Raw genomic sequence first — 24,533 nt, forward strand, 5'->3', positions numbered from 1 at the left:
CAAGCTTTTATTTCCTGTAATTCCCGCTAGTTCTTCTCTACTATAAACGATTTAGCAGCACCTGTTCAGACTCATTGCAAAAAAACCTTCAAGACCGCGCTTAAACGCAGCCTTGAAGGTTTTCCAGCACTATGCAGCAGTATGCGCATTTGCGCAGGCCGCCACAAGCCCTATACACGGGTCTACTTTATCCTTTATACCATTAGTGAACTTTAATATTCAGCACATCGCCGGCAAGCTGCGTATTCACGCCTGCTCCATCCGTGCCAATCAGCTTGGTGACCGCAAGCGCGGTCACATCAGCTGGCGCGTCCGCTTTAATGCGGAAGGTCAGCTTGAACAGATTGCCCAGCGGATTGTTAAGACCGTCTCCGACATGGCTGCCTTTCATGCTGATAACGCCAGCAGACTCTACAAGCTCGTTAATGACGAATCTGCCCGTATCCAGCGATTCCGGCGTTCTTGCCAGCTCCAATACAGTCGGATCGTATTCAATTCGGATGTTTTGCTTCGCAATGCCTCTTGGCACATTTTGCAGTGCATAAACAACATCGAAGCTTTGTCCCTTCGCCATTGCATTCGGCCCAATGAGCGCTGCGCCCACCGAGCTGCGGTCATCGACAACCGGCGTCCAGTAATTTGGAACCGGCACATTCGCGAAATTCGTATCTGAGGCAAAATAGAAGCTTGTATACGTTGGCTGGTTATACGTCGTATTTTGCCAAGCTACGCCTGTACGGTACTGCGGATCATGCATCAGCGTATACAGCTTGCGGTCTGTCAGCTCTGTGCTCATATAGATACGGATAGCCGAGCTGTCCACGGTGCGCACCAGCATTTCTTCCCGCCAGTCTCCGAAAATATCCGCTACGAGCGAAGGCGTTCCCTTCGTATGATTGTTAGTGCGGGTTCCCTCAGCCGTCAGCAATCTGCCGCGTTTCCAATCATCAATCGTCGGTGTAACTTCCAAGGAGCCATTCACAATTTGCGTCGTCATATTGCCTGCCCATTTAATGTTCATATTCGTTCCAGGAGAGGTTGTGCTGATCTGCGTTCCGCTTGCTGTCCATGTGCCGACTGCCCATGTCTCCAGCCCTCTGTGATCCGGATCGATGTCGCCAATCATGCCGCGTCCGGTATCCTTGCCAGTGTAGCCGCCATAAATGACTTCGCCTGTCTTAGCATCGCGCAGCGAGTAGCCATAAGGGGCATACGGCCCGCCCTCATGCACCATAAAAATTTCCAAGCCCGGACGGTCAGGGTCAATATCTGCGACATGAAGCGCATCGCCATGGCCAAGACCTGCATACGTTCCCGGATTTGCGCTGCCCGGCGGCAAAATATCGCCCGAGCTGTAGAGCAGCGTACCATCATGGTCAATCGTCGAGGAGCCATAAATAATTTCCTGCTTGCCGTCGCCGTCCACGTCCGCCGTGCTCAGCGAATGCGCGCCCTGCGTCGTAAGCGTTGCAAAAGCCGGATTCAGTCCCGGTCTGCCATGCGGTCCGTCGTTAAACGGATTTGTCATCGGCACCCAGCCGCTGTCGACAAACCAGTGCTCGCGCAAATGCTTGCCATCCCATTCATAGGAAACGAGTGTCGAGCGCGTATAGTAGCCGCGGGCAAATACGGCATAAGGCTTCGTGCCATCCAAATAAGCTACGCCTGCAAGGAAACGGTCTACACGGTTGCCCGGCTCAATCCGCGCCATCGCATAGTCGCCCCACATGAGGCCATCGTCATGACGGCCCGGCTTGTAGGGGATCGTCTCCAGCTCCTTGCCCGTCGCTCCCTCAAATACGGTCAAATATTCCGGCCCGCTCAAAATAAAGCCTTCAAAATCACGCAGCTTGTTGTTGCCGCTGCGCGCCGGCGCATATACATCCATAAAATAATCCGTTAGCTCTTCCGCATCCTCGCGGGACAGAGGATAGGCATATTTCGGTGCAATGCCGAAGCTTTCTTCCAGCGTTGCCGGCCAATTGCCGTTTACGACTTCCTCATGCTTGTCCCAGTTCATGAACATATTTACGACATGCTCGTAATAGCCCTGCTTGCTCACGCGGTAATCATCATTATGGCTGTACCCTGCTGCAATATCCTCCTGGGGCATCGTAATATATTTTTCGGAAGCGATGCCGCCGCTGCCGTTGTATTTTGTTATTTTCGTGCCCGGAGCCGTTTTGAACATCATTTCCGCCTTGCCGTCGCCATCAAAGTCATACACCATAAATTCCGTATAATGTGCGCCAGCGCGGATGTTCGGGCCTAGCTCAATGCGGTAAAGCTGCGTTCCATCCAGCTCATAGGCATCAATAATAACTTCGCCAGTGTAGCCCTTCTGCGATACATCCTTGGAGTTGGAAGGATCCCATTTCACGATATATTCGTATTGCCCGTCTCCATCCACATCGCCGACGCTCATATCGCCAGCCGAATAGGTGAAAGCTTCGCCCACAGGCGTCACCCCGTCTGCCGGTTTATTAAGCGGCAAATCGTAATAGCCATCGCCCCACGGCTTAGCTTCGCTGCTTCGTGCCAGCTCTTCCCCATTGACAACAGCCGCCACCTGGTAACGCGATGATGTGCTGCCCTGCGGGTCCGAATAGTTCGTGCTGTCTGTCACCGTCGCAATAAGCTGGCCATCCCGGTAAACGTTGAAATTCGCGCCGGTCATCCCGCCCGCGGAGTACCCAGTCACTTCATTGCCTAGCAGCCGCCAGCTGAGAAATACGCTTCCTGAAGAAGCGACAGCTACAAGTCCTCTATCCAAATATTCCAGCTGTACTTTGCCCAAGGCCGTACCTGCTTGTCCCGAAGCCGTCGTTTCTGCAGCAGTTGCGCCTGCGGCGCTGCCGCAAAGCAGCGTAAGCCCCGTTAACGTGGCGGCCGTCTTTTTAAGCCAGCTCAAGTGGTTGCTGAACATAAATCAATCGCATCCTTTCGATTTGAAGATCAATTGGTTACGCTTACAAAACACAGGTTAAACTAGCTAGCCTCCTTTGCTCAACACCTGCTTAGCGCAGTAAATCCCTTTTTAGTATATAGATTCCTATTTTCCGGCACTAGGCAAAAAACAGAGTTTTTCCATTAAATAACCGTCTTTCCCCATCGTTAGCAGACATTCCCTTGCCTCTTCGCAATCACGAGCTCAAATTAAATCGTTAAATATGATGTTAGATAAAAAAGCAGAGAACCCTTTTACCGGGTTCTCTGCTCTCGCTTACTATAATGCTTTAATTGCCGTTATCTTAAAGTTTATTCATATTTTGATGAAGCACGGCTAGCATTTTCGCCGCTTCTGCTCTTGTTGCGCCGCCTTTCGGATCAAAAGCATTGGCGCCCTTGCCCGAGATGATTTCTGCTTGCTGCAACGAAGCAACGGCATCTGCTGCCCATGAGCTAATGCTGCTTTGATCGGCAAAGGCAACTGCGCTGGCCGTCTTAGGCAGCGTGAAGCCAGCCTGATCGGTAAATCGCTTCAACATGACCGCCATTTCCTCGCGGCTGATCGATACATTTGGTTTGAATTCATTGCTGCTTGAACCTTCAACTATTTTATGCTCTGCTGCCCAGGACACATAAGGCAAGTACCAATCTCCGGCTTTGATATCCCCAAATGCAGAAGCCGTATATCCAGACACATCTGCGCCTGCAACACCAGCCAGTATTTTAGCAAATTCCGCTCTCGTGATGTTTTTGTTCGGCGCGAACTGATTGCTGCCGCTGCCGGAAATCATATCCCGCGCAGCCAGATAGGAAATAAATGAAGCTCCCCAATGACTGCTGCTGTCGCTAAAGCTGATCTTATTGTAGCCTACAGCGTAATGGCTGAGGTGGCTTGTTACGAAAGTAACCTTGCCATTATTGTAGCTTGAATTGTTAAAGGCATTTGCCTTTCCATTACTGTCGATATAATAAGCAATAATAGCGCTTGTATCCTCGCCTTGCGCAGGCGTATACGGAATATCGATCTGAATGCTGCCGCCGCCAAAGGTAGACAGGCTAGTAGAGCCGGATTCAATCGAAATATCCAATATAGGCCTTGTTCCAACTAACCGTTTAGCTTCCGGTGTAAGCGTATCTGCACCGCTTTTCGCTACCTCGAACCGAATATTGCTGCCTGCTGCTTTCTCTATCGCATTCAGCGTAGTCGAAGGAAGGGTAAGAGTGCCAAATGGCGTCACCACGACAACTTGATCTACTTTGCCGTTAGACAGATTTGTAACAGCAGCTTTGGATAGCGTGATGCCAACTGCTTTAGCGTTGTCTGCCGCTTCAACGGTAAGCGTCACAATTCTTGAGCCCGTTTCCATTGCCTGAGCCTGCTCCGTCACGGTTTTAATTTGTGCGTCGTCAATGGCAGCCTCTGCATTTCCATTAGCGTCAGCCTTTGCTGCCACCGTTACACCAATGGAGCTCGGGTCTACAGGGCCGGACGGTGTAGGTGTTGGAGCAGGTGTCGGCGAAGGAGTCGACGGATTCGAATTGCCCGAGCCTGTTGAGCCTCCCGAATTCGACTTATTCGTAATTTCCAGCACCACTTGATTGGCCTGATAAACAACCTGAGTATTGTACTGGCTCGGTACCCCGCTAATCTCAACAGCGGCAAATTGGCCATTTTGTTGACCAGCGCCATAGCTCATAAGAGTCACAGAACCAGCGGATGGCACATAGCTGCTTGGAAAATTGACCTGCAATTTTCCGTTCGCATTTACCGCTCCCTTGATTTCCAGCACATCGTTTGCGCTGTCGACGTTAAGCTCAAGCGTACCATTCGCAGCTTGCGTGAAGCTTCCGCCAATCGTCATTTTTCCGGCTGCCTTCTCTACTAGCGTACCGCCGTTATTCACGACATCGCCGCTGCCGAGAGCTGTTGCCGAGCCGCTTTCCAGCGTACCTGCGTTAATCTGGGTACCCCCGGAATACGTATTTGCACCGAGCAGCTTCAAATCGCCAGTGCCTTCCTTCGTCAGCTTGCCTGTTCCAGCAATGTTGTTCTTCCAGCTGTCCGCTGCATGGAAGCCGCCTTTGCTCGCATCCATCGTCACGGTTACATCGCTGTCAAAAGCGCCATAGCCATCTGCTGCTGCGAAGAGATTCAGGCGTCCCCAGCCCTCCGGATCATCCAGTACCGGATAGCCGGAAGCAATGCCCGTCGTCGCCAAAACAGCACGGCGCTGCTCGCCTGTCAAATAAGGCTGGCGCGTTTCCAGCAGCACTTCAGCGCCTTTAGGCACAACCATCGGTTCCGTTGTGGATTGGATCTGATCGAAGCCGTAGGTCAAACGCTGGGTGAATTGCGCTTTATTTTTCTCATAGTCAGTGAAACGATCTTCCGCTGTTCCCGTTTCGGTCAATAGAAAAGCATGCGCCTGATCATAAGCATCCTGCTTAAGTGCCGCATTGTCCGGGTCAGACAAAGTAGCTGCTGCCAGCGCTGTTGCCATCACGCGTCCGCCTATGACATCAAGCGGAGAATGCATGCCCGCTATAATCCGGCTGTTCCCCATTTCCGAAGCACGGGTCAGCAGCTCCTGGAACCGCTCAGGCACAGCATAGGCCAGTGCATAAGAAGCCAGATACGAAGCGTTCGTGTGGCCGCTTGGGAAACCGCCATCCGTAGCCGGCGTTGTGCTGATTGCAGGAACCAGCGTAGGCACGATCATAGAAGTATCATTAGCCCAGCGGTATGGACGCATATAGCTGTAGAAGTTTTTCGCCGGGTTGCTAGATGCGTAATTGCCGCGCAGCGTCCCGATCAAGTCTACCATTTTGCCAAGCTCGGAATCCGAATCGCCCGCTTTATTGGAGCCGTTGCCGTCGTTGTATTTGACTGATATGGCATCATCTGGAATGCTCGTAATTGTCGTGAATGTTCCCGTTTTGTCGCGATACACATCAGCCAGAGCGCCAAGACCTTCAGTGGCTCCATACGACTGATTTCTCCGGTCAACGAGATAAGCCAATTGTTCATCTTCTGCCGTACGAGTAGCAGCTATGTTTGCTACATATTGGATGTTGTAGTCCAGCACGCTGCTGTTCAGCTTCGTGCCATTGTCCCAGGATGTCCCTGGCTCCCAAAGATCCTGAAATCCGGACAGCACGCCGATGACTGGGTTGGAATATACCGACTGGTTAGCAGAAATGCTGTTTTTGTAGTTGTCTACAAAATGTCCCCATGCCGGAGCTGGCGGCAGTTCAATTGAAGCTCCGTTTGATGCTGCGGTTGCAGCATTCCCCACTACGGAATTAGAAAGCAGTAACAGGCCCAATGCAGCAGATAGATACTTTCTTGTAGATTTCATTTTCAAGTTGAGTCTACTCCTATCGTTTCGTTTTTTGTTTTCCGAACCGATTTCGAGCGTAACATTGGGCCCTGCTGCTGCTCAATATAACAATTTCTGAAATGTATAAAAATCGTATTCTATCCTCGCTATCCGCCCTTTTCTTCCCCATTTCCTTCTACTTTCCTTCCTCCTTTCTTTTATTGCTTTTCCATTTTCAAACGCTGCTGCTCCTAATGTTAAGATTTGATTAATGGGTATAAGTCCGTCCACCCTGTGGTGTATAATCTAGGCGGTGAGGGGGAGTAAGCGGTGAAAAAATGGAACTCCGTATTTGCGAATCTAGCTATTTCATATATAGCGATCGTGCTTGTCATCGTTTTGCTGCTTTGCTCCGTCTTCTATATCTACTTCTCAAAAAGCTACGAAGCGGAGCTGCGCACCAAAAACCAGCTGATTTTAGAAAATACAGCCCAAACGATTGAAGCTACGGTGCTTCAGCGGGTTCAGCAAATTTATTTGAATTTATCTCTCGACAAAACCGTAGATATCCGTTTATTTGCTGACTCTTCCTATAAAAGCAATCTTAGCAAGGCGATTGACCTTCAGGAGCTGCTCAAGACAGAAGTCGCCGGCAGCTCGGACATCATCTATGCCGTTCATCTGTATTATCCTAAACAAAATATAATGCTTTCGTCGAACTATGGGCTTAAGTTTAATGCCGATCAAGGCAGCAGCGCCGTATTTTTTGCCGACTGGATGAACGGGATGCGCGGCACTAAGCAAAACCATCTCTGGACACCTGCCCGGTTGATTCCGCAGGATATTTACTCCAGTCTGCCCGAGAGCAAAGGCGAAACTTTAATTACCTACGCACACAGCTATCCATTCCAAGCCTCCGGCGAAAATAACGATCTTATGATTGCGATTGACATGAAGGAAAGCGCGATTAGCGAGGTTATTCGGAATATGATGCCTACACAAAATGAAAGCACGTTTATTTTGGAGCGTTCTGGAAGCATGATAACAGGCTCAGCCAGCAGAAGCACAGATTTGTACAGTGCTTACAGCTCCAGCTTTACCGAAACCTTGCTGTCCAAGGCGGAGGCCGGCAGCTTTAACGATACGATTCAGGATGAAGCCTATGCTGTTTCCTACCAAACACTGCCATCAACCGGTTGGAAAATATATAGCGCCCTTCCTGCCAGCTTCTTCTATCAAAAGTTGATTTTTGTACAAAAGCTGGTGCTGGGCATCTGTGTTATGGCCCTTTTGCTAGGAATCGTATTATCCGGGATTTTTGCCAGAGCGAATTACAGCCCGATCAAGCGATTGGCGGGAAAAATAAAGGATTTGTCCGGGCATGCGCCTGACTATGCAGCCAATGAATTCAAGCTAATTGACACAGCCTTCATTAGGCTGAACGACAAGGTCAGCAGCCTGGAGGATACTCTTGAAGCCAATAGCTCGGTTATTAGGCACAATGTTTTGCTGAACCTGCTCCATAACCGCTATACCCCAGAGAAATTGGCCGAGGAGCTCCCCTTTTTAGGCATCAATCAGCCATACAGCCATTACTGCTGCATGATTGTAAATTCAGATCAAGCTTTTGCCGGGTTAAGCTCCCGAGATCAACAATATGCGACGTACCGGATGATTAACCAGCTGCAGGGCGCTTCCCTGCCGGAAGGGCACATCATTGCCGAGGAGCTGCCGGACAAGACGATTGTAGTTGTTGTGTTCGCTAAAAAACAGTGTGACGCGCTTTTGGAACAGCTCTGCCAGCTTCTATTAGCGGAGAACAAGCAGCAGTTCCAGCTGGAATCTCAAATATCGCATGGAGGCTGGGTACAGGGCATTATGGATGTCCACAAGAGCTATAGCGAAGCTCAGACTCTAATGAAATATGGCTATTTTCTGCCGAACCTGTCGATTCTGAATGATCGTGCTCTTCTGGATAGGGAGAGCTGTGTTGAAGAACTTCCGCAAGCTATGCTTATGAGGTTCAAAGAAAAATTGCACGCTAGGCAATCCGGTGAAATCGTAACGGCGATCGATCAGCTGGTCAAAACGATGCAGGAAGGCATGTACGCTGCCGATTACTGCCACTTTATTTTGGCGAATACCGTATTCGTCTACTCCGATTATGTAAAGAGCGTCCGTTACAAATACCCTGATCAAGGCAATATGGATTTATATCATCAGTATCAAGAGATTCACAACATTTATTATTTTCGGAATTGGCTGGTTGAATCTATAACCGCATTCCTAGTGCAAATAGAGAAACGGAATAACGATAGAGCCATCTCTAGCGTCGAGGCTGCCAAGCAATACGTGCGCAGCCATCTGTCGGATGATCTGTCTCTTGAGAAGGTAGCTGCTCAGGTGTTTATTAGTCCCAAGTATTTGAGCAAGCTCTTTAAGGATGAGAACGGCATCACCTATACCGACTACGTCACCAGCCTGCGAATGGAAAACGCCCGAGCATTGATCGAGAACAATAATATGTCAATCGAGCAAATCGCGAGCACGGTCGGCTACGGAACCGCGGCTTATTTTATTAAGAAATTCAAGGAAAAGTACGGATGTACACCGGGCAATTATTTGCGCCAAGCCGTTAAACAAGCACAGCCGCTTTAGCCATGCACTGCCTGGCACTGCATGCACTGCACGCAAGACTATGATTCAAGGAAGGGCTCATCATGAAAAGGAAGCCATTACGGCGTATCACCGCTCTTATCGCAGTCGTCTGTCTAAGCATCGTTAGCGGATGCGAAACGAGCTCCTTGCAGCTGTCTGCCGCACAACAATTGCAGTCCCCGGCTTCTTCTGATACCCCGCAGTACAATATTTCCTGGACGATGCATTTGAATCTGCCTGTTCCAGACGATGCCGAGATGGTTCGCCTCGTGGAAAATAAGTTCAACGTTAATCTGGATATCTGGGATTTAGAAAACAATAAATACGAAGCGTTACTAGATATGAAGCTGGCACAGGGGGAAATTCCCGATTTGTTCCGGATCAGACAGCCGCAGGACCTCTTGAAATATCAACAGCAAGGCTTGCTGGCCGAAATTCCGGAGGAGATGCTAAAGCAATACGCCCCCAACATTATGAAAGCTATTAAAGAAAATGCGCCCTCTTATCAAAATGCTGGAAAAATCGGCGGAAACTATTACGGTATTCCTGTCATCAACCCCACCAACATCTACCGCATACCTGTTGTATATCGAAAGGATTGGTTGGATAAGCTGGGCCTGCCTGTGCCTGAGACGCTATCCGATTTTGAGAAGGTCATCTATGCCTTCGCAAATGAGGATCCGGATGGCAACGGCTTGAAAGATACGTACGGCTTGTCCAGGGAAGGAATGAATGTTGTTTTCGGCGCATTCGGGCAAATCGTTTTTGCAGACCAGCTCTACTTTGGGGTGAAAAATGAAAAGCTCGTTATCGGCGCATTGGAGCCGGAAATGAAGCAAGCTCTCCATTATCTTCGCAAATGGTACGCTGATGGCGTAATCGACCCGGAGTTTGTTACCGGGGAAAATAAAGGCGGCTACAAGCATCTGTCCCATGCCTTTATCAATGGAAAAATCGGCATGACCTCCATGGGGAATTACTATCATTGGATTCAAAATGGAGATTATTGGGTAATGAAGGATCAGGGTAGCACGAATCGCGAAGAGATCCCGGTAGAAGCTACGTTTAACGTGAAGGAATTAACAGCGGGCAATCCGCAGGCCCGAATTGTGTTCGGACAACCCTTTCGTGGACCAGAAGGAAAACGAGGCTCCAAAGCCTATGATATGCTGATGAGCTTTACCGCTATCGGGGCTGACGCGGCCAAAGAGCCGGGGAAGATGGAGAAAATCCTGCAAATTCTGGACGATGTGAGCGCCAATCCCGATCTCGATGAATATACCTCAATGAAATACGGGATCAAAGGCACGCACTGGACATGGGCTGGAGACTCGAAAGAGGATGTTATTGTGCTGCCTCCCTATGACACCATGTTCAACTATCAAAATACAATCGGCGCCAATTTGGGGATGACGGTACCCTTGATCCCTAAAGAACGAAGAGAGCAATGGGCCTCCACCTTAGGGCTAGATCAGGATGGCATCTACAATGCTTTGGAAGTTGCGACTCCCTCTTTAATCGACAACGGAGCTGAATTAATCAAGCTAAAAAACAAAGCTTATGTCGCCTTTATTACTGGCGAGAAGCCCTTGGAGGACTTTGACCGTTTTGTCCATGAGTTTATGAAGGCGGGCGGAACAGAGGTGCTTCGGGAAGCAAATGACTGGTATCGCCAGCATGCTGTGAAATGAAGGAAATCATGTATAATCCCTGCCCATTTATTCCACAATAAGAACGTTTTGTTATAGGTGCATGCCGCGCCACTACAAGGAGGTTCTAGGATGAGTACATCTACAACACAAGCGCCTAAGCAGACGCTGCCGCCCCAGCATCAGGATCAGCAGCCTGGATTGGAATCCGTTATGCATCCGCAGCCTGTCTATAAATCTGAAACTTATAAAGCTGCTGGCAAGCTGCTTGGCAAAGCGGCCATTATAACTGGCGGTGACAGCGGCATCGGCCGCGCCGCAGCGATTGCTTTTGCAATGGAAGGCTGCGATGTCAGCATCGTCTATTTGGAGGAGGACAAGGACGCAAACGTGGTGAAGCAAGAGGTCGAACAGCTCGGCAGACGCTGCCTGCTGGTTTCCGGCGATATTGGCGATGAAGCCTTCTGCAAGCAAGCGGTAGAGCAAACGGTCAAGGAATTCGGCATGCTTGATATTATCGTCAATAATGCCGCTGAGCAGCATGTTCAGCAGCGCCTTGAGGATATTACGGCAGAGCAGCTTACCGCGACGTTCCGCACTAACGTTTTCGCCATGTTTTATTTGACGAAAGCGGCGCTCGCCCATTTGAAGCAGGGCGCCTCCATTATTAATACGACATCGGTTACTGCCTATCGCGGCAATGAGACGCTGATCGATTACTCAGCCACCAAAGGCGCGATCGTTTCCTTCACCCGCGCCCTATCCGCCAATTTGGCTGGCCAAGGCATTCGGGTCAATGGCGTCGCTCCGGGTCCTATCTGGACGCCGCTTATTCCCTCCACCTTCGACGCTCAGAAGGTGGCAACATTCGGCGGCGATACGCCGATGAAACGCCCCGGCCAGCCTGCCGAGCTCGCCGCAGCCTACGTCTATCTTGCTTCGGATGATTCCAGCTATGTCACCGGGCAAGTGATGCACGTCAACGGCGGAGAAATCATTAACGGTTAAGAACAATAGTGCACCTCCCAGCCTTGTATTGGATTGATGCCCGCTAACATGGACTTTTCCAGTAGGATCTGTGCCCGCTTAGATGGGATTTTCCAATATTTACTCTGGGAAGTGCATTTTTCATGTACATATGATGCCTATTATATTGGTTATTGCTTTCGATGAACTAGAATGTATATTTGTATATTCAAACCAGAGTTGGCCTGCCACTTCTTGCACAAAGCTTATTCGATGCTGCAGCACTGCTGCCAATCTCATCTGATGACTCAAGTCTGAGACTTAAGAAGCGAAGCATGCGATGGTTGCTGAGACCCCAATTTCTTAGCCCCTTATTTCTTAGACCCCTATTGCTTAGACCACACAGCAGCTTGGGACAGCTGACCCCTTTTTTTCGCGGACTGAGGTTCCGCTATTCTGGATTTTTGCCCGGTTTCAGGCCGTAAGCGGACAGGAAAGTCGTTATCATCCTCATTATCCTGTCAAAATGGTCATTTGCAGCGCAATAGCGGCTTCTGAGTCCGCAGCCTGTGCCTTGCACATGATTCTGTTGAAATAACGGCTGCTGTGTCCGCCAAATCTATCTTTGTTCAGGGTATATACACTAGCAGAGGCCATACATACGTTTGACGCTAAATTTGATCATGATCTAGCGTGCTCACGTTTGCATAGCCGCCCTGGCTTGCTTATGTTTGCATACACGATCTAACTTGCTCACGTTTGCATACCCGCCCTAGAATGCACCGCCACTAACTAATTTGCCGTACTCCCCGTGATCGTGAATAGCGGCATGCTCAACCTGAATTGTGGAATGGACGATGCCATAGCGGTTTTTTAACAGCTCATTCATTGCGAGCGTTATACAATACGGTTGAATGTTGCTTCGCGCCAACACATGTGCTGTAAGGGAATAATGGTCGGTCGACACCGCCCAAAGATGCATCTCGTGCACATCCTCAACGCCTTCCACCTCTCTAAGATCACGGCGAATATCCTCTAGATTAAATTGCTCCGGCACTGCTTCCATTAGAATTACATACGCCTCTCGGATGATTTTGTATCCGCCAAATGCAATAATGCCGCCAATGACGATACTGATAATCGGATCTAAAATCGACAACCCCGTCAATCGAATGAGAATCGCTGACACGATAATGCCAACCGAGCTAAGCAAGTCGCCAATGAAATGCCACAGTGCGCTTTTCACATTCAGATTGTTCTCTGTCTTCATGCTTCGGCTCAGAACCAGCGTAAGCACAATGTTTACGATTAATCCGATGATAGCGATGCCGAGCATAAGGCCAAGATCAACCGGCTCAGGATGAATGATCCGCTTTATTCCTTCTACGAGAATGAAAAGCGCGATGACAATAAGCGCCAATCCATTCAAAAATGAAGCAATGATCTCGAAACGCAGAAAGCCGTAAGTATACTGCTTCGTTGGACGTCTCGTCGCCATATAGATGGCGAGCATGCTCAGCCCCAATGCAAGGATGTCTGAAACCATATGAGCCGAGTCCGACAGCAGGGCAAGAGAGCCGGATACGAGCCCGCCGATAACTTCAACGATTGTGAAAAACAAAGTGAGCATCAGCGTAATCCACAGCGTCTTCTTGGAAGCTGATTGCTCCTTCACATGCTCAAGATGATGAAACTCGCCTATTTTCATAGTAGCCATCTCCTTCAAATTAATTATAATAATTATCTTTTTATAATTAATATAATTATATGTCCATTTACCCATACATACAAATGGACATTTTATGGATAACATGAAGGATAATCATTCTCTCTCGAACTTCGCGCGCGAAAAAAAGCGGCTCTCCAAGCGATAGTCGCTTGGAGAGCCGCTAAACTATGGAATAGGCGAAAGGCAACTGTTCCCCTCCCCGCCTGCTCCGCCCTTGCTTACTCCTCTTCCGGGCTCAAATGCACTTTATCCTCTTCGTTATCGCGAACGGTTTTCTGAAGCACGAGGCAGGCTACAATCAGGAAAGCTCCGGCGATAGCGTAATAGCCTTTTACATAGAATGGCTCCTCCAGAGTGTACAAGCCGATGTATTGCGCAAGCACGGCAATGATGAAGCCGATCCAGGCCATGAACGTGAAGGCTGGCGTGTTGCGGTTGCGATAGGAAGGATTTTGCTCCTTCAGAAATTTGTCCTCATCATTGTCGCGGGCCAGCTTCTGGAGCGTAAACGAGGTAATAATAAGCAGTATTCCCGTTACGGCGTAGTAGCCTTGAACCGAAAGCGGCTGGTTCAGCGTATAAATGCCGATAAATTCAAAGGCGAATGCGAGCACAAAAGCTCCCCAAGCCATAAACGTATAAGTCGGTGTATTCCGGCGGCGGTAAAAGTTCATTGATTTGCGAACAGGCATCTGATTTTCCATAATAGGCGTCCTCCCGTATAACCGTGCGGTTATTTGTTTGATAGCCTTATCTTACCTGTTTTTGCTGGAAAAAATAGTACCATCTTCTCTTAGTACCTGCTGCTAACAAAAGCGGGCACAATGACGCCGAGCAGCAAATATCAGCTGCTTCATCATTGAAAGGAATTAAAAAAAACAAAGGCTTAGTTTGCATAAACTACGCCTTTGTCCTCTAATGCAACAGTCCTGACCGCTGTTTAAATCGTATAGTTGACCTTCTTTTGCAGCGGTATTTCCTCTTTGCCCAGCACCTTATTTAGAATAAGGTTTTCAAAATAAATAAATCCGCTGTCCCGGTTGCGAGGCCGGTCAAGCGTAATCCGCTTATCGAGCGAGATAACGCCCTCCTCAATCAAAATTACCCGGTCTGCCAGCGCAACAGCTTCGCTTACATCATGCGTAACGAGCACGACCGTGAAGCCTTGCTCCAGCCACAGCCGCTCAATCAGCTGCTGCATTTCAATGCGCGTCAGCGCATCGAGCGCGCCCAGCGGCTCATCCAGCAGCAGCAGGCGCGGCTTGCTTGCCAGTCCCCGGGCCAGCGCCACCCGCTGCTTCTGCCCGCCGGACAGCACATGCGGCCATTCCCCTGCGCGGTCCGCAAGCCCGACCTGCGCCAGCGCCTCAGTTGCCTTCGCCTTATCCTTGCCCGGCGTGCCGATCCGCACATTGTCCAGCACGCTCTTCCAGGGCAGCAGCCGCGCTTCCTGAAACAGCACGCGAATATCTGTCCCGCCGCTTTGCTGTTCGCCGCTGCCGAGCAGCAGCGTGCCTTCCGTCGGCAAATCCAGCCCGGCGATCAGCCGCAGCAGCGTGCTTTTGCCACAGCCGCTGCGGCCGACGATGGCGACAAATTCGCCACGGTCTATTTTCAGATCAACGCCCTTTAGCACTTCCTTGCCTGCAAACTCCTTGCGTACCCGGCTTAACTGGAGCTGTGCCCCTTTGCGGCTATCGGTCATGTCATCCCCTCCTATGCTTTCGCACGGCTGTAATTCGGGTTCCACTGGAGCAGCCGCCTCTCGAGTATTTTCGCAATGCTGTCGGACAGCTTGCCAAGCAGCGCATAAATAATAATGCTCAGCACCGTCACATCGAGCTGCATAAATTCACGGGCGTTCATCGCCATGTAGCCGATGCCGGAATTCGCCGCTACCGTCTCTGCAACGATGAGCGTCAGCCACATAATGCCAAGCGAATACCGGACGCCGACCAGCACTGAAGGCAGCGCTCCCGGCAAAATCACTTCTTTATACAAGTCGAAGCCCCGCAGCCCATACACCTTCGCCATCTCAATCAGCCCGCGGTCAATCGAACGGATGCCGTGGAAGGTGTTGAGGTATATCGGGAAAAAGACGCCCAGCGCAACCAGCAGCAGCTTCACCTCTTCTCCAATGCCGAACCAAATAATAACGAGCGGAATGAGCGCCAAATGCGGCACATTGCGCAGCATCTGAATCGACGAGTCCATAACGATTTCCGCTCTGGAAGAAAAACCGTTAATCAGTCCTAGCAGGAAACCGACGCCCCCGCCAATAAGGAAGCCGAGTATGGCACGACGGGCGCTGATCGCAATATTTTCAGCCAGCTGGCCGCTCTTGATGGAAGTGATCAGCTCCTCAATCACTTGCAGCGGCTGCGGCAAAACGTTAGCGGCAATAATACCCGTAACCGTCAGCACATGCCAAGCAATGAGCAGCAAAATCGGCAGCAGCCACGGCGTGAAGGAGGATGTCCAGAAGCTGTAAGATGGTTTCCGCAAAATATAGCTCTCTCCTTTCAGGCTAAAATTATTTCAGTGCGTCGGCAAAAACGTCGCTCCAAATCGACTTCACATCAACCGGATTTTTAAGCAAATCGACCTTTTGCAGCGTATCGGCAATGTCCTGCTGGGAAGCAATTGCCTCGTTCGATGGCGGCAAAATCTTCGTCGGCTGCTGGGCTTCGCCATCCTTCAGCGTTTGAAGGGCCTGCTCGACAGGCTGCTTGGTATTTTCAGCTACAATGCCTGCCCACTTCTCTTGATTCGCACGAATCCACTCATTGTACTGGTTAAGCCGGTTCAGGAAGTCCGCAATCGCTGCACGCTTGCCCGGATCTTCAATCGCTGCCGGAGTCGCTTCAATCGGGAAGTTGCCGGATAAAATGTTTTGGGCAGACGCCAGCGTCGTAGCGCCATTTTGGCGTCCCGAAATGACCGCATTGCCATAGCTCGCCAAGGCATCGACGCTGCCGCCGATCAATGCGCTGAGGCCATCAGAGGTCGACAGGGCTACAGGCTCAATGTCCGTCCAGCTAAGCCCTGCTTCTTCAAGCATTTTCAGCAGAAAATAATGCGCGGTTGTGCTGCTGACGTAAGCAACCTTCTTGCCCTTCAATTCGGCTACGGATTTCACCGTCGAGCCTTTGGGAATCAGCAGCTCCTGCTGGAGCGTGCTTCCCTTTTGAATCGCAATAATTTTGAAATTGCCGCCGTTTGCGGCCTGTGCTGCGAACAGTGGCGGGATTTCGCTCGTCAAAGCGACATCCAAATGTCCGCCTGCCATTGCCTCCAGCTGCAAATTGCCGCCTTGGAACACGCTGAATTCAATTTTGTAAGGCGTGTTATCAAGTCCGGCTTCCTTGAAGCCGATCTTTAGATTTTCCCAGCCCGTTTGGCCGATGTTCAGCGTGACTTTGCTCAAATCTGGCCCAGCTTCCACTGCGGGGCTGCTGCTGTCAGATGAAGCAGCCGGGCTCGCTGCTGCACCTGTATTCGACGTCCCCCCTGTATTGCCGCAAGCTGCGAGCAGACTCGCCACGATGATTGCGATGCTTAAGCCTAGCCATTGTCTCTTTCTGTTTTTCACGGTTGTTTCCGCCTCTCTAGATCTCGTGTTGAATGTTTCCCCTTATCGTTTATCGCGTACCTTTATTGCGAAGAAATGGCTGCTTTGCTTCTAATCCGCTGCCCGAGCTGATCCGCTGCGATAATCGCCTCCGCGATTGCCGCCGGATGAACGGCGAATGGCAGCTCGGCAGCTTTCGCTCCAGCGAGCGGCACTTTATGGGCGATGTCATAAGCGATTTGATCCGCTTTTTCTTCAAATCCCAGCTGCGCCAGCGTAACAGGCAAACCAAGCGCATCAAGCTTCGCAGCAAGCCGCTCCGTCTCTTCGGCCGTTTGCCCTTGCAGCAGCGTGTGGGCAACGAGCCCAAACGCGACCTTCTCGCCATGCAGCGAGCCATGCGTTTGCGTGAACTGCGTCAGGCTGTCGTGAATGGCATGGGCCAAAGCGCCGCGTGCGCCTCCTGCCGATACCGTATTCACTTGCCCGGCCAGCCAAACAATGGCGTGGCTAACCTCATGGAATGCGGGCGAGGCTATGCCGTCGCCTGCGTTCGCATACGCCTGCTGCGCATAGCGGTCAAGCACCTCGACCGCCAGCTCCGACGTTTTGACGCCAAGCCGTACATCAAGGTCGGCCGGAACCTTTTTCACATTGACGACCGTCTCGTTCCATTTCACATACGTATCGCCTATGCCCGATGCGAGGTAGCGTTTAGGTGCAGCAGCAAGCACTGACGTGTCGGCAAGCACCAGCTGCGGCGACCGCTTAAGCGGCAAATAGCCTGCCGAGCGGCCCTCCTTGTCGTACAATACGGTCAGTGCTGACCATGCCGCACAGGTTGCCGCAATCGTCGGCACCGTCACGCTCGGCACATGAATCCGTTCCGCAACCGCCTTCGTCAAATCCAACACCCGTCCGCCGCCGATTCCTACCAGCACGTTGATATCCTGGCTCGACGCCAGCTCCGAGTAAGCTGCAATCTGCTCCGTCGTCACCTGCCCGGAAAAGCGGTGCACCTGATAGGTGACATCAGCGGTATTCAGGCTTGCCAGCAGCGGCGCAGCGGCCTCTAGCGCTTTTTCCCCACCGATAATAAAAAGCTTGTTGCCGATTTCTGCAATTTTTGCCCCGCCGTCCGCCCAAGCATTTGGCTCGTTTACGTATTGATTTGGTGCTTTCACCTGTACCATTTGTTCGCAAACCCCCTTGTTTAAAATATAGGAAAGGATCGAATCCGATTGTTCCATCCCTTCTCTGTATTTCTCGGAATGAAACGCGCTGCGCCGCAAAAGGAATCCGACAGCCGTTTCACCTTGTAATCAGCTATACCATATCCTTATACTCATTATTCACAGTTGTTTACTTGTATTTAGGCAAGTATAGGTTACCCTCAGCTAATCGTCAATCGGCATTAGCCCAGAAATAATCTATTAGACGATCATAAAAATCTATAATGCAGCGGCCTCATCTTTTCCCCCAAAAAAAGAAAAAGAACGGACATCGCTGCTGTATTAGCAGCGGTCCGTTCCGCATCTTTTCCGTTTGTACTATATACGGCTTCTGTAAGGCTCTATACGTCCTGACCAGAGTGCCCCGCGAGCCCACAACAGCAAACAAACGTTAATTCACCAACCAGTTACTTCGCCATCTGCTGCCTTAGCTCCGGGTACTCGCGTTCGAATGTTTTCACCATCACATACAGCTGGAGTCCCCGCGCAGCCTGCAACGCTTCCTCCGCCAGCTCAATTGCCCTTGGCCGATTGCCCTGTTTATACTCCGTGTAAGATAGCAGAGATTGCTTCATCCAATCCTTGGAAATGCGATCTATATAGTCATGAGCCTCCGTAAACTCTCTTCTTTCGATATAATAATAAGCCTGATAATAATACCTATATTCGATTGGCTGAATAAATTCGATTTCGTGCAGGACGCTCTGAATATCCTTATTATAGTGAGCCTGAAGCGTCTTGAACAACGCTTGCTTATTCTTTTGCTTGTACTGCTTGAGCAGCTTCGCTATGTTCTCTTCAAACTCGTCATCCAGACGATTGGCTACCGCATAGTTGATATAGTAGCTAGGTATTTTACGGTTCGCGAGCAGAAATTTCTCGATTTTCGCCAAGTTTCTCGTTCCTAAAATGGTATAAAATAACGGGCCCAGCGTTACGGCCACATACGTCAAAAATATAATGATGATCGATACCGGAGTGCTAACCTCAAACATTCTCAATAAAAAAATAAGAATGATAGCGACCAAAATATAAATCAATGTTTTTTTCAAAAATCTCATCGCTTGCTCTCCTTTATGTTCTTTTCAGCCCTTCTTTCATTCTACCATCCGACTCGATCCGAATACAAAAAAAGGATAATCTGCAGGCTGCTTGCACAGCCCGAGCATTATCCATGTTTCCGTGCTATACAGCCTTCGCTTGCTCCGTATCCTCGCTGCTCAGCACGAAATGACTGAGATCGTCCTGAAGCTGCTGGGCCATATCGCGCAGCGCCTCGGCTGATGCTTGAATTTCCTCCATCGACGCAAGCTGCTCCTCCGTAGCTGCGGCCATCGTCTCGGCCTCATCCGACGTTTTATTCGAGATGTTCGCTACCTCGCCAACCGATGCCGTCACCTCTTCCATGCCTGCGGAAATTTCCTCGGCAGCTGCCGACACTTCCTGAATTTGATCGCTCATCGAGCGGACTTCAAGCAAAATATCGCCAATCGTCGTGTTAGCCTGCTCAATAGAAGCAAGACCCGAAGCTGTCTCCGATTTCATCTCGCTCATCGCCTTCACATTCTCGCTTACCAGCGCCCGAATATCTCTGATCAGCTCAGATATCGTCTGCACCGACTCGCTCGTCTGCTCGGCCAGCTTGCCTACTTCGGAGGCTACGACGCTAAAGCCTCTTCCATGCTCGCCAGCCCTTGCCGCTTCAATGTTTGCATTCAGCGACAATAGCTGCGTTTGCTTGGCAATCGCCATAACGGCTTGCACGATTTGGCCAATTTGCACCGAATGCTCATCCAGCTTCGTAACAACCTCGCCTGAACGGACAGCCGAAGCTTGAATGCTGTTCATTTGCCGCACCGTTTGTCCAAGCTGTTCTTCGCCTACTTGAGCATTGCCCGTCACCTTGACCGCAGCGTCCGCCACTTCTGAAGCCGCTTCGGCAATCCGTGTAATGCCAACTGCCATTTCATTCATCGCTTTCGACGTTTCATCCGCCGATACGCGCTGTACATCCGTTCCTTCAGATACCCCTTGAATGGACTCGGCAATTTGCTTCATCGCAAGCGTCGATTCATGTGAAATGGCTGTGAGCTCCTCCGATGAAGCCGCTGCCTGCTCGGATACGATTTGGTTTCTACGCAGCAGTACATTCAAAGAGCGAATCATTTCATTAAAGGAATGGCCGACCTGAAGCAGTTCATCCCGCGTTTCCAAATGCAATTCTTTGGAAAAGTCGCCTTTCGCCATCGCATCCGCACGGTTCCGGAGCGCTGCCACCGTTACCATTACATTGCGGTAGAAAGCCATGTAGAAAATAGCAACGAGCAGCAGGGACAGAGCCGTCAAGCCAAGCAGCATATTTCTAGTAGCCGTCAGCTCATCGATGCGCTGCTGGAGCACCTGCTCAAGCTCTGTATTGACCTGCACATAAAAGTCGTTTAATACGCCAATCGTCGCCGTTCCAGACTTGAAAAATTCCGATCCATTCATGGTCAAGTTGGAGCCGTTAAGGACACCTGTATTAAGCAGCGCTACAAAGCTTTTAAGCGATGTCACGGTCGTTGCGCCGCTTTTCTCTAGCGATGGCACCAATGCCTCGTTCCAGCCTAAAGCGCTGCTCAGCGACTTATTCATATTCGTCAATGAATAATTGATCATTTCCGCTTCCAAACGAAGCTTAATTTCTTCGTTTTCCGTCATTTTTTTACTCGTAAGCACACCATTGCCTTTGCCGCGAATAATCGCCGCATGCTCCATTAACGCAGGAATCTGCTGGACGAACATAGAACCCAAATAATAAGAATCCATCTGCGTATCAAGCGAAAGTCCCGATTCATCTGCAAGCTTAATCATAATATTGGTTAAATCTAAAACAAGCGTGGAATGGCCTTCAAAACTTTCGGCAGCCGACATCGTAGCGTTGCTTGCATCTAATTTTGTCCACTGCTGCTTCCAAGCTTCCCACAGCTCCTGCGCCCCCGCCATTCCAGATGCTACCAGCTCCGTGTCTATCGTTTGAATCAGGCTGGCAATTTCCTGCGATTTGGCATCAACCTCTGCCTTGGCGTCCGCATTGCCATTCAGCAAGCCCGAGGAAAGTCCGCGGTGCTGCTGCACCTGAAGCATAAGCGGCATCATTTCCCTAATATAAGCGACGCCGTCATGCTCACTCTGAATATACTCAATGTTTCCTTCCTGCTCGTTAACCCATAAAACAAGCAGCAAGACCAGCGGGATCAGAAATAGAAAACTGACGACAACAAATTTCTGTGCATACTTCAATCTGGACATGAGAGCTGTAAAAGGACTTAACAATTTGAAAAACATAAGAGCCACCCGCCTATTAATTTAATTGCTATTCATGAATAGAAATATCGGCTATAGACGGGAATTTGTTTAGTAAAAATGAAGGAAAAGTCGCACGGAGGCTGGACTCTGCCCTCATTTTGGAAATTGTGCTGGAAGGCTTGGAGCAAACAAGGAATCAATGGGATAAAGCGTTAACCTATGACATCTGATTTTGATGCCTTGCCTTGCTATCGTATTCATAGACGCTTACTTCCTACAAGAAAGGAAATTGGGACACTTTGTCGAATACTAGGTTCGAATATGTAACAGTACGCGCAATAAAGGAGAAGGAGAGTATACATCCTTGCAAAACCAAAATAATCGTTTTAATAACCGGCCTCCAAACCGTAATATGCGGGCACAAACGAATCGTTCTTCGAACCAGCCTGCCAACAATGTCCGCAGCAGTTCTAATTATGGAAGCAGCTCTGCTGCCAGAAGCCAACCTCCTTCAGTTGTTGTTGAGCAGAATACCAATACTACTGATGCACCTACCCTTTTATGCGTAAAATGTAAGTCCACTCATGTCATGATGACAACAAGAGGCTATAGTGTGACCAATCTGTTCGTGACGCTTGCTCTAATGCTCATTGTGCCTGTGCTGCTATTTATAATCGGTCTTGCCTTTCCGGTTGTTATGCTGTATTTATTCCCGTTCAGCGGCGGCGGATTTTCCGAATCATCAGGTGGAATATTAGGGGCTATTTATGTCATTGTCGGCCTGTTATGTTTAGCCTCCTTTTTCCTTGCTGCACCTGTCGCAGCGCTGACTGGACTGCATGGCAGAAACAAGATTATGAATGGCTGCATGAGCTGTGGACATAAATGGTACCCCGGCGAATAGTCGATCATTTTTGGAGGCCTGCTGAGAAAGAGACGTCATAAAGGAGTAAACATATGCCATCTATTAAAGTCTATCATTACGATGCCTTTAGCCCTATTCCGGGAAAAGGAAATCCGGCGGGTGTCGTTTTAACAGGCACTGATCTGACGGAAAAAGAAATGCTAGCTATCGCTGGGCAAGTAGGCTTTAATGAGACTGCTTTCCCGCTGCCATCGAAGGTAGCGGATATCCGAATCCGTTATTTTACACCGGGCCACGAAATTAATCTTTGCGGCCATGCCACGATGGCAACGCTCTATGCGCTGCAAACTAAAGGGCTGTTAGGCGATAAAACGGAGCTTCTGATTGAGACAAAAGCAGGCGTACTTCCCGTTCGGCTGCACACGGATGCGCAGGAGCAGCTTCAAATTACGATGACGCAGGCGGCTCCGCAGTTCCAAGCTTTTAACGGTTCCTATGAACAGCTGGCTGCTGCTATGGGCATTCAGGAGAGCGACATGGAGACGAAGCTTCCGATTGTCTATGGCAGCACGGGGACATGGACGCTGTTAATTCCTATCAAAAGTCTCGAGGCATTCCGCCGTATGAAGCCAAATAATAAGCGGTTCCCCGAAATTTTGCAGGAGATGCCGCGTGCTTCTCTGCATCCTTTTTGCCTAGAAACCTATGATCCACGAGCTCATATGCATGCCAGACATTTTTCATCGCCGTATTCCGGCACGATTGAAGATCCCGTTACAGGTACAGCATCTGGCGTAATGGGCGCTTATTATGCAGCGCATTTGGCTGAGCAACCGCAGCATTCGCTTGAGCTATGCATTGAACAAGGCCATGAAATAGGCCGGGATGGACGTGTTCTGGTAACAGTCACTAAACGGCGGGATGAACCACTCATCGAAGTGACAGGCACTGCCGTTTATGTGGATGCTTTTGAAGTAAGCCTGCTGTAAATTTGGCATATGCGCGGCGGTTGATTATAATAGTGGGCGAGAGCTGCGAATGAGAGAGGAAGAGATACGTTGAGCCATACCGCACAGGATGTAGCCGATTGGATGCTTGGAGAGCTGAAGTTTGCTGGCATTCTTCATCAGGAGAAGGCCGTTGCCCATATTACAGCCCATTTTGGAGAACAGTTCATTTATGTGAACGAGCAGGGAAATACATCGATCGACAAGGAAGTTAAAAAAGCGTTCAAAAAAGGCCATGGCGGCAAGGCTGCCTGGGACCGTGAAGGCTTTTTCTGGGGCTGGACTTAGCCCGCAAGTGTGAAGCATATGAATTCATATCGTTCAAAAAAAAGCTATGCAACCTTCGGTTAGAACCTAACCGGAAGCCGCATAGCTTTTTCTACTATAGTGGAGCTTGCAATGCCCGCTTGCTGCGCTGGTACGCCCAGTGATTGGTCGGACCATGCCCGCCGCCAATTTGAATGCCGTCCTCGATGGCCGCTTGAATAAACGCTTTCGCTTGGCGCATTGCAGCTTCCATATCAAGCCCCTCTGCAAGTCCTGCCGCAAGAGCCGCCGAAAAAGTACAGCCTGTGCCATGCGTACGGGCCGTCGCCACTCGTCTGCCTGCCAGCTCGGTAAAGCCGCTGCCGTCATACAGCAGATCGATTGCTTCCTCTCCCGTATCGTGGCCGCCCTTAATAATGACGTAGCCTGCTCCATATCCAGCGAGCCGTTTCGCCGCTTCCCGCTTATCGTCCGACGTTACGATCGCAATGCCCGTCAGCTTCTCCGCTTCCGGTATGTTCGGCGTAATTACCGTCGTTACGGGCAGCAGCTTGTCCGTCATCGCCCGGATGGCTTCCTCTTGCAGCAGCGAGGCTCCGCCTTTGGCGATCATGACCGGATCGACGACGACATTTTTCCAGCCAAGCTCGGCAATCGTTGCCGCAACAGCCGTAATGATCTCACTGTTGAACAGCATGCCCGTCTTCAGCGCATCGACGCCAATGTCCGAGCCGACCGAATGCATTTGCTGCACGACAGCATCCACGCTAAGCGGAAATACGCCTTGTACGCCAAGCGTATTTTGCGCCGTAATTGCAGTCACCGCAGACATGCCGAATACGCCAAGCTCCTGAAACGTTTTCAGGTCCGCTTGAATGCCTGCGCCGCCGCCGCTGTCCGAGCCCGCTATCGTCAATGCCGTTGGGACACTGCGCGGCGCCTGTCCATTCCCATGTACGCTCATGATGTACTTTTGCCCCTTTCTTCATCAAATGCCGAACCAAGGTGAAACGGCTGACACCGCCCTACGGC

The 24,533-nt window shown here is 50.2% G+C and carries 17 protein-coding genes and 1 pseudogene; 6 read left to right on the plus strand and 12 right to left on the minus strand.

The features are described 5' to 3' along the window. Window positions 1-202 precede the first annotated feature (202 nt). Together BBD42_RS02980 and BBD42_RS02985 are read right to left on the minus strand one after the other, a co-directional pair. Entirely contained in the window at window positions 203-2,926 is a 2,724-nt protein-coding gene (locus BBD42_RS02980; RefSeq protein WP_150131501.1) for a rhamnogalacturonan lyase family protein, read from the minus strand. A 325-nt stretch (window positions 2,927-3,251) separates the two neighbouring features. Further along, a complete protein-coding gene (locus BBD42_RS02985; RefSeq protein WP_099521421.1) occupies window positions 3,252-6,308 on the minus strand; it encodes an S-layer homology domain-containing protein in 3,057 nt (1,018 codons plus the stop codon). A gap of 291 nt (window positions 6,309-6,599) precedes the next feature. On the opposite strand from BBD42_RS02985, the gene BBD42_RS02990 reads away from it, so the two are divergent. From BBD42_RS02990 to BBD42_RS03000, 3 genes are all read left to right on the plus strand, one after another. Beyond that, entirely contained in the window at window positions 6,600-8,927 is a 2,328-nt protein-coding gene (locus tag BBD42_RS02990; protein ID WP_099516933.1) for a helix-turn-helix domain-containing protein, read from the plus strand. Between the two features lie 62 nt (window positions 8,928-8,989). Further along, window positions 8,990-10,618 (plus strand): type 2 periplasmic-binding domain-containing protein, encoded by a 1,629-nt coding sequence (locus tag BBD42_RS02995; protein ID WP_099516934.1) that lies wholly within the window; start codon window positions 8,990-8,992, stop codon window positions 10,616-10,618. A 90-nt stretch (window positions 10,619-10,708) separates the two neighbouring features. Further along, window positions 10,709-11,584 (plus strand): SDR family oxidoreductase, encoded by an 876-nt coding sequence (locus tag BBD42_RS03000; RefSeq protein WP_099516935.1) that lies wholly within the window; start codon window positions 10,709-10,711, stop codon window positions 11,582-11,584. Between the two features lie 730 nt (window positions 11,585-12,314). On the opposite strand, the gene BBD42_RS03005 is transcribed toward BBD42_RS03000, so the two are convergent. The 9 genes and pseudogenes from BBD42_RS03005 to BBD42_RS03040 form a co-directional block, all read right to left on the minus strand. Beyond that, window positions 12,315-13,250 (minus strand): cation diffusion facilitator family transporter, encoded by a 936-nt coding sequence (locus tag BBD42_RS03005; RefSeq protein WP_099516936.1) that lies wholly within the window; start codon window positions 13,248-13,250, stop codon window positions 12,315-12,317. A 239-nt stretch (window positions 13,251-13,489) separates the two neighbouring features. After that, window positions 13,490-13,681, minus strand: a complete 192-nt coding sequence (locus BBD42_RS32115; RefSeq protein ID WP_237163490.1) for a YiaA/YiaB family inner membrane protein — start codon at window positions 13,679-13,681, stop codon at window positions 13,490-13,492. 60 nt (window positions 13,682-13,741) lie between these two features. Next, window positions 13,742-13,945: pseudogene (locus BBD42_RS32530) on the minus strand (YiaA/YiaB family inner membrane protein); the annotation flags it as partial. A 266-nt stretch (window positions 13,946-14,211) separates the two neighbouring features. Further along, complete coding sequence (locus BBD42_RS03015) at window positions 14,212-14,976, minus strand: ATP-binding cassette domain-containing protein (RefSeq protein ID WP_099516937.1); 765 nt, start codon at window positions 14,974-14,976, stop codon at window positions 14,212-14,214. Window positions 14,977-14,987: 11 nt separating this feature from the next. Further along, entirely contained in the window at window positions 14,988-15,776 is a 789-nt protein-coding gene (locus BBD42_RS03020; protein WP_099516938.1) for an ABC transporter permease subunit, read from the minus strand. A 28-nt stretch (window positions 15,777-15,804) separates the two neighbouring features. After that, window positions 15,805-16,863 carry an ABC transporter substrate-binding protein gene (locus BBD42_RS03025; RefSeq protein WP_237163347.1) on the minus strand — a complete coding sequence of 353 codons (1,059 nt, stop codon included), beginning with the start codon at window positions 16,861-16,863 and terminating at the stop codon, window positions 15,805-15,807. 62 nt (window positions 16,864-16,925) lie between these two features. Beyond that, complete coding sequence (locus BBD42_RS03030) at window positions 16,926-18,035, minus strand: iron-containing alcohol dehydrogenase family protein (RefSeq protein WP_172455374.1); 1,110 nt, start codon at window positions 18,033-18,035, stop codon at window positions 16,926-16,928. Between the two features lie 446 nt (window positions 18,036-18,481). Continuing rightward, window positions 18,482-19,135, minus strand: coding sequence for a hypothetical protein (locus BBD42_RS03035; protein ID WP_099516940.1), 654 nt, complete (start codon window positions 19,133-19,135; stop codon window positions 18,482-18,484). A gap of 124 nt (window positions 19,136-19,259) precedes the next feature. After that, window positions 19,260-21,401, minus strand: coding sequence for a methyl-accepting chemotaxis protein (locus BBD42_RS03040; RefSeq protein ID WP_099516941.1), 2,142 nt, complete (start codon window positions 21,399-21,401; stop codon window positions 19,260-19,262). Window positions 21,402-21,975: 574 nt separating this feature from the next. Here BBD42_RS03040 and BBD42_RS03045 point away from each other — a divergent pair. The 3 genes from BBD42_RS03045 (at window position 21,976) to BBD42_RS03055 (ending at window position 23,522) form a co-directional block, all read left to right on the plus strand. Further along, a complete protein-coding gene (locus BBD42_RS03045; protein WP_099516942.1) occupies window positions 21,976-22,266 on the plus strand; it encodes a hypothetical protein in 291 nt (96 codons plus the stop codon). A 53-nt stretch (window positions 22,267-22,319) separates the two neighbouring features. After that, window positions 22,320-23,216, plus strand: a complete 897-nt coding sequence (locus tag BBD42_RS03050; RefSeq protein ID WP_099516943.1) for a PhzF family phenazine biosynthesis protein — start codon at window positions 22,320-22,322, stop codon at window positions 23,214-23,216. 69 nt (window positions 23,217-23,285) lie between these two features. Then, complete coding sequence (locus BBD42_RS03055; RefSeq protein WP_172455375.1) at window positions 23,286-23,522, plus strand: DUF6953 family protein; 237 nt, start codon at window positions 23,286-23,288, stop codon at window positions 23,520-23,522. Window positions 23,523-23,616: 94 nt separating this feature from the next. On the opposite strand, the gene thiD is transcribed toward BBD42_RS03055, so the two are convergent. Then, the gene (gene thiD, locus BBD42_RS03060; RefSeq protein ID WP_099516944.1) at window positions 23,617-24,465 is read right to left on the minus strand and encodes a bifunctional hydroxymethylpyrimidine kinase/phosphomethylpyrimidine kinase; all 849 of its coding nucleotides are present in this window, start codon (window positions 24,463-24,465) and stop codon (window positions 23,617-23,619) included. Window positions 24,466-24,533 lie beyond the last annotated feature (68 nt).

Source organism: Paenibacillus sp. BIHB 4019, from assembly GCF_002741035.1.
Classification (GTDB): domain Bacteria; phylum Bacillota; class Bacilli; order Paenibacillales; family Paenibacillaceae; genus Pristimantibacillus.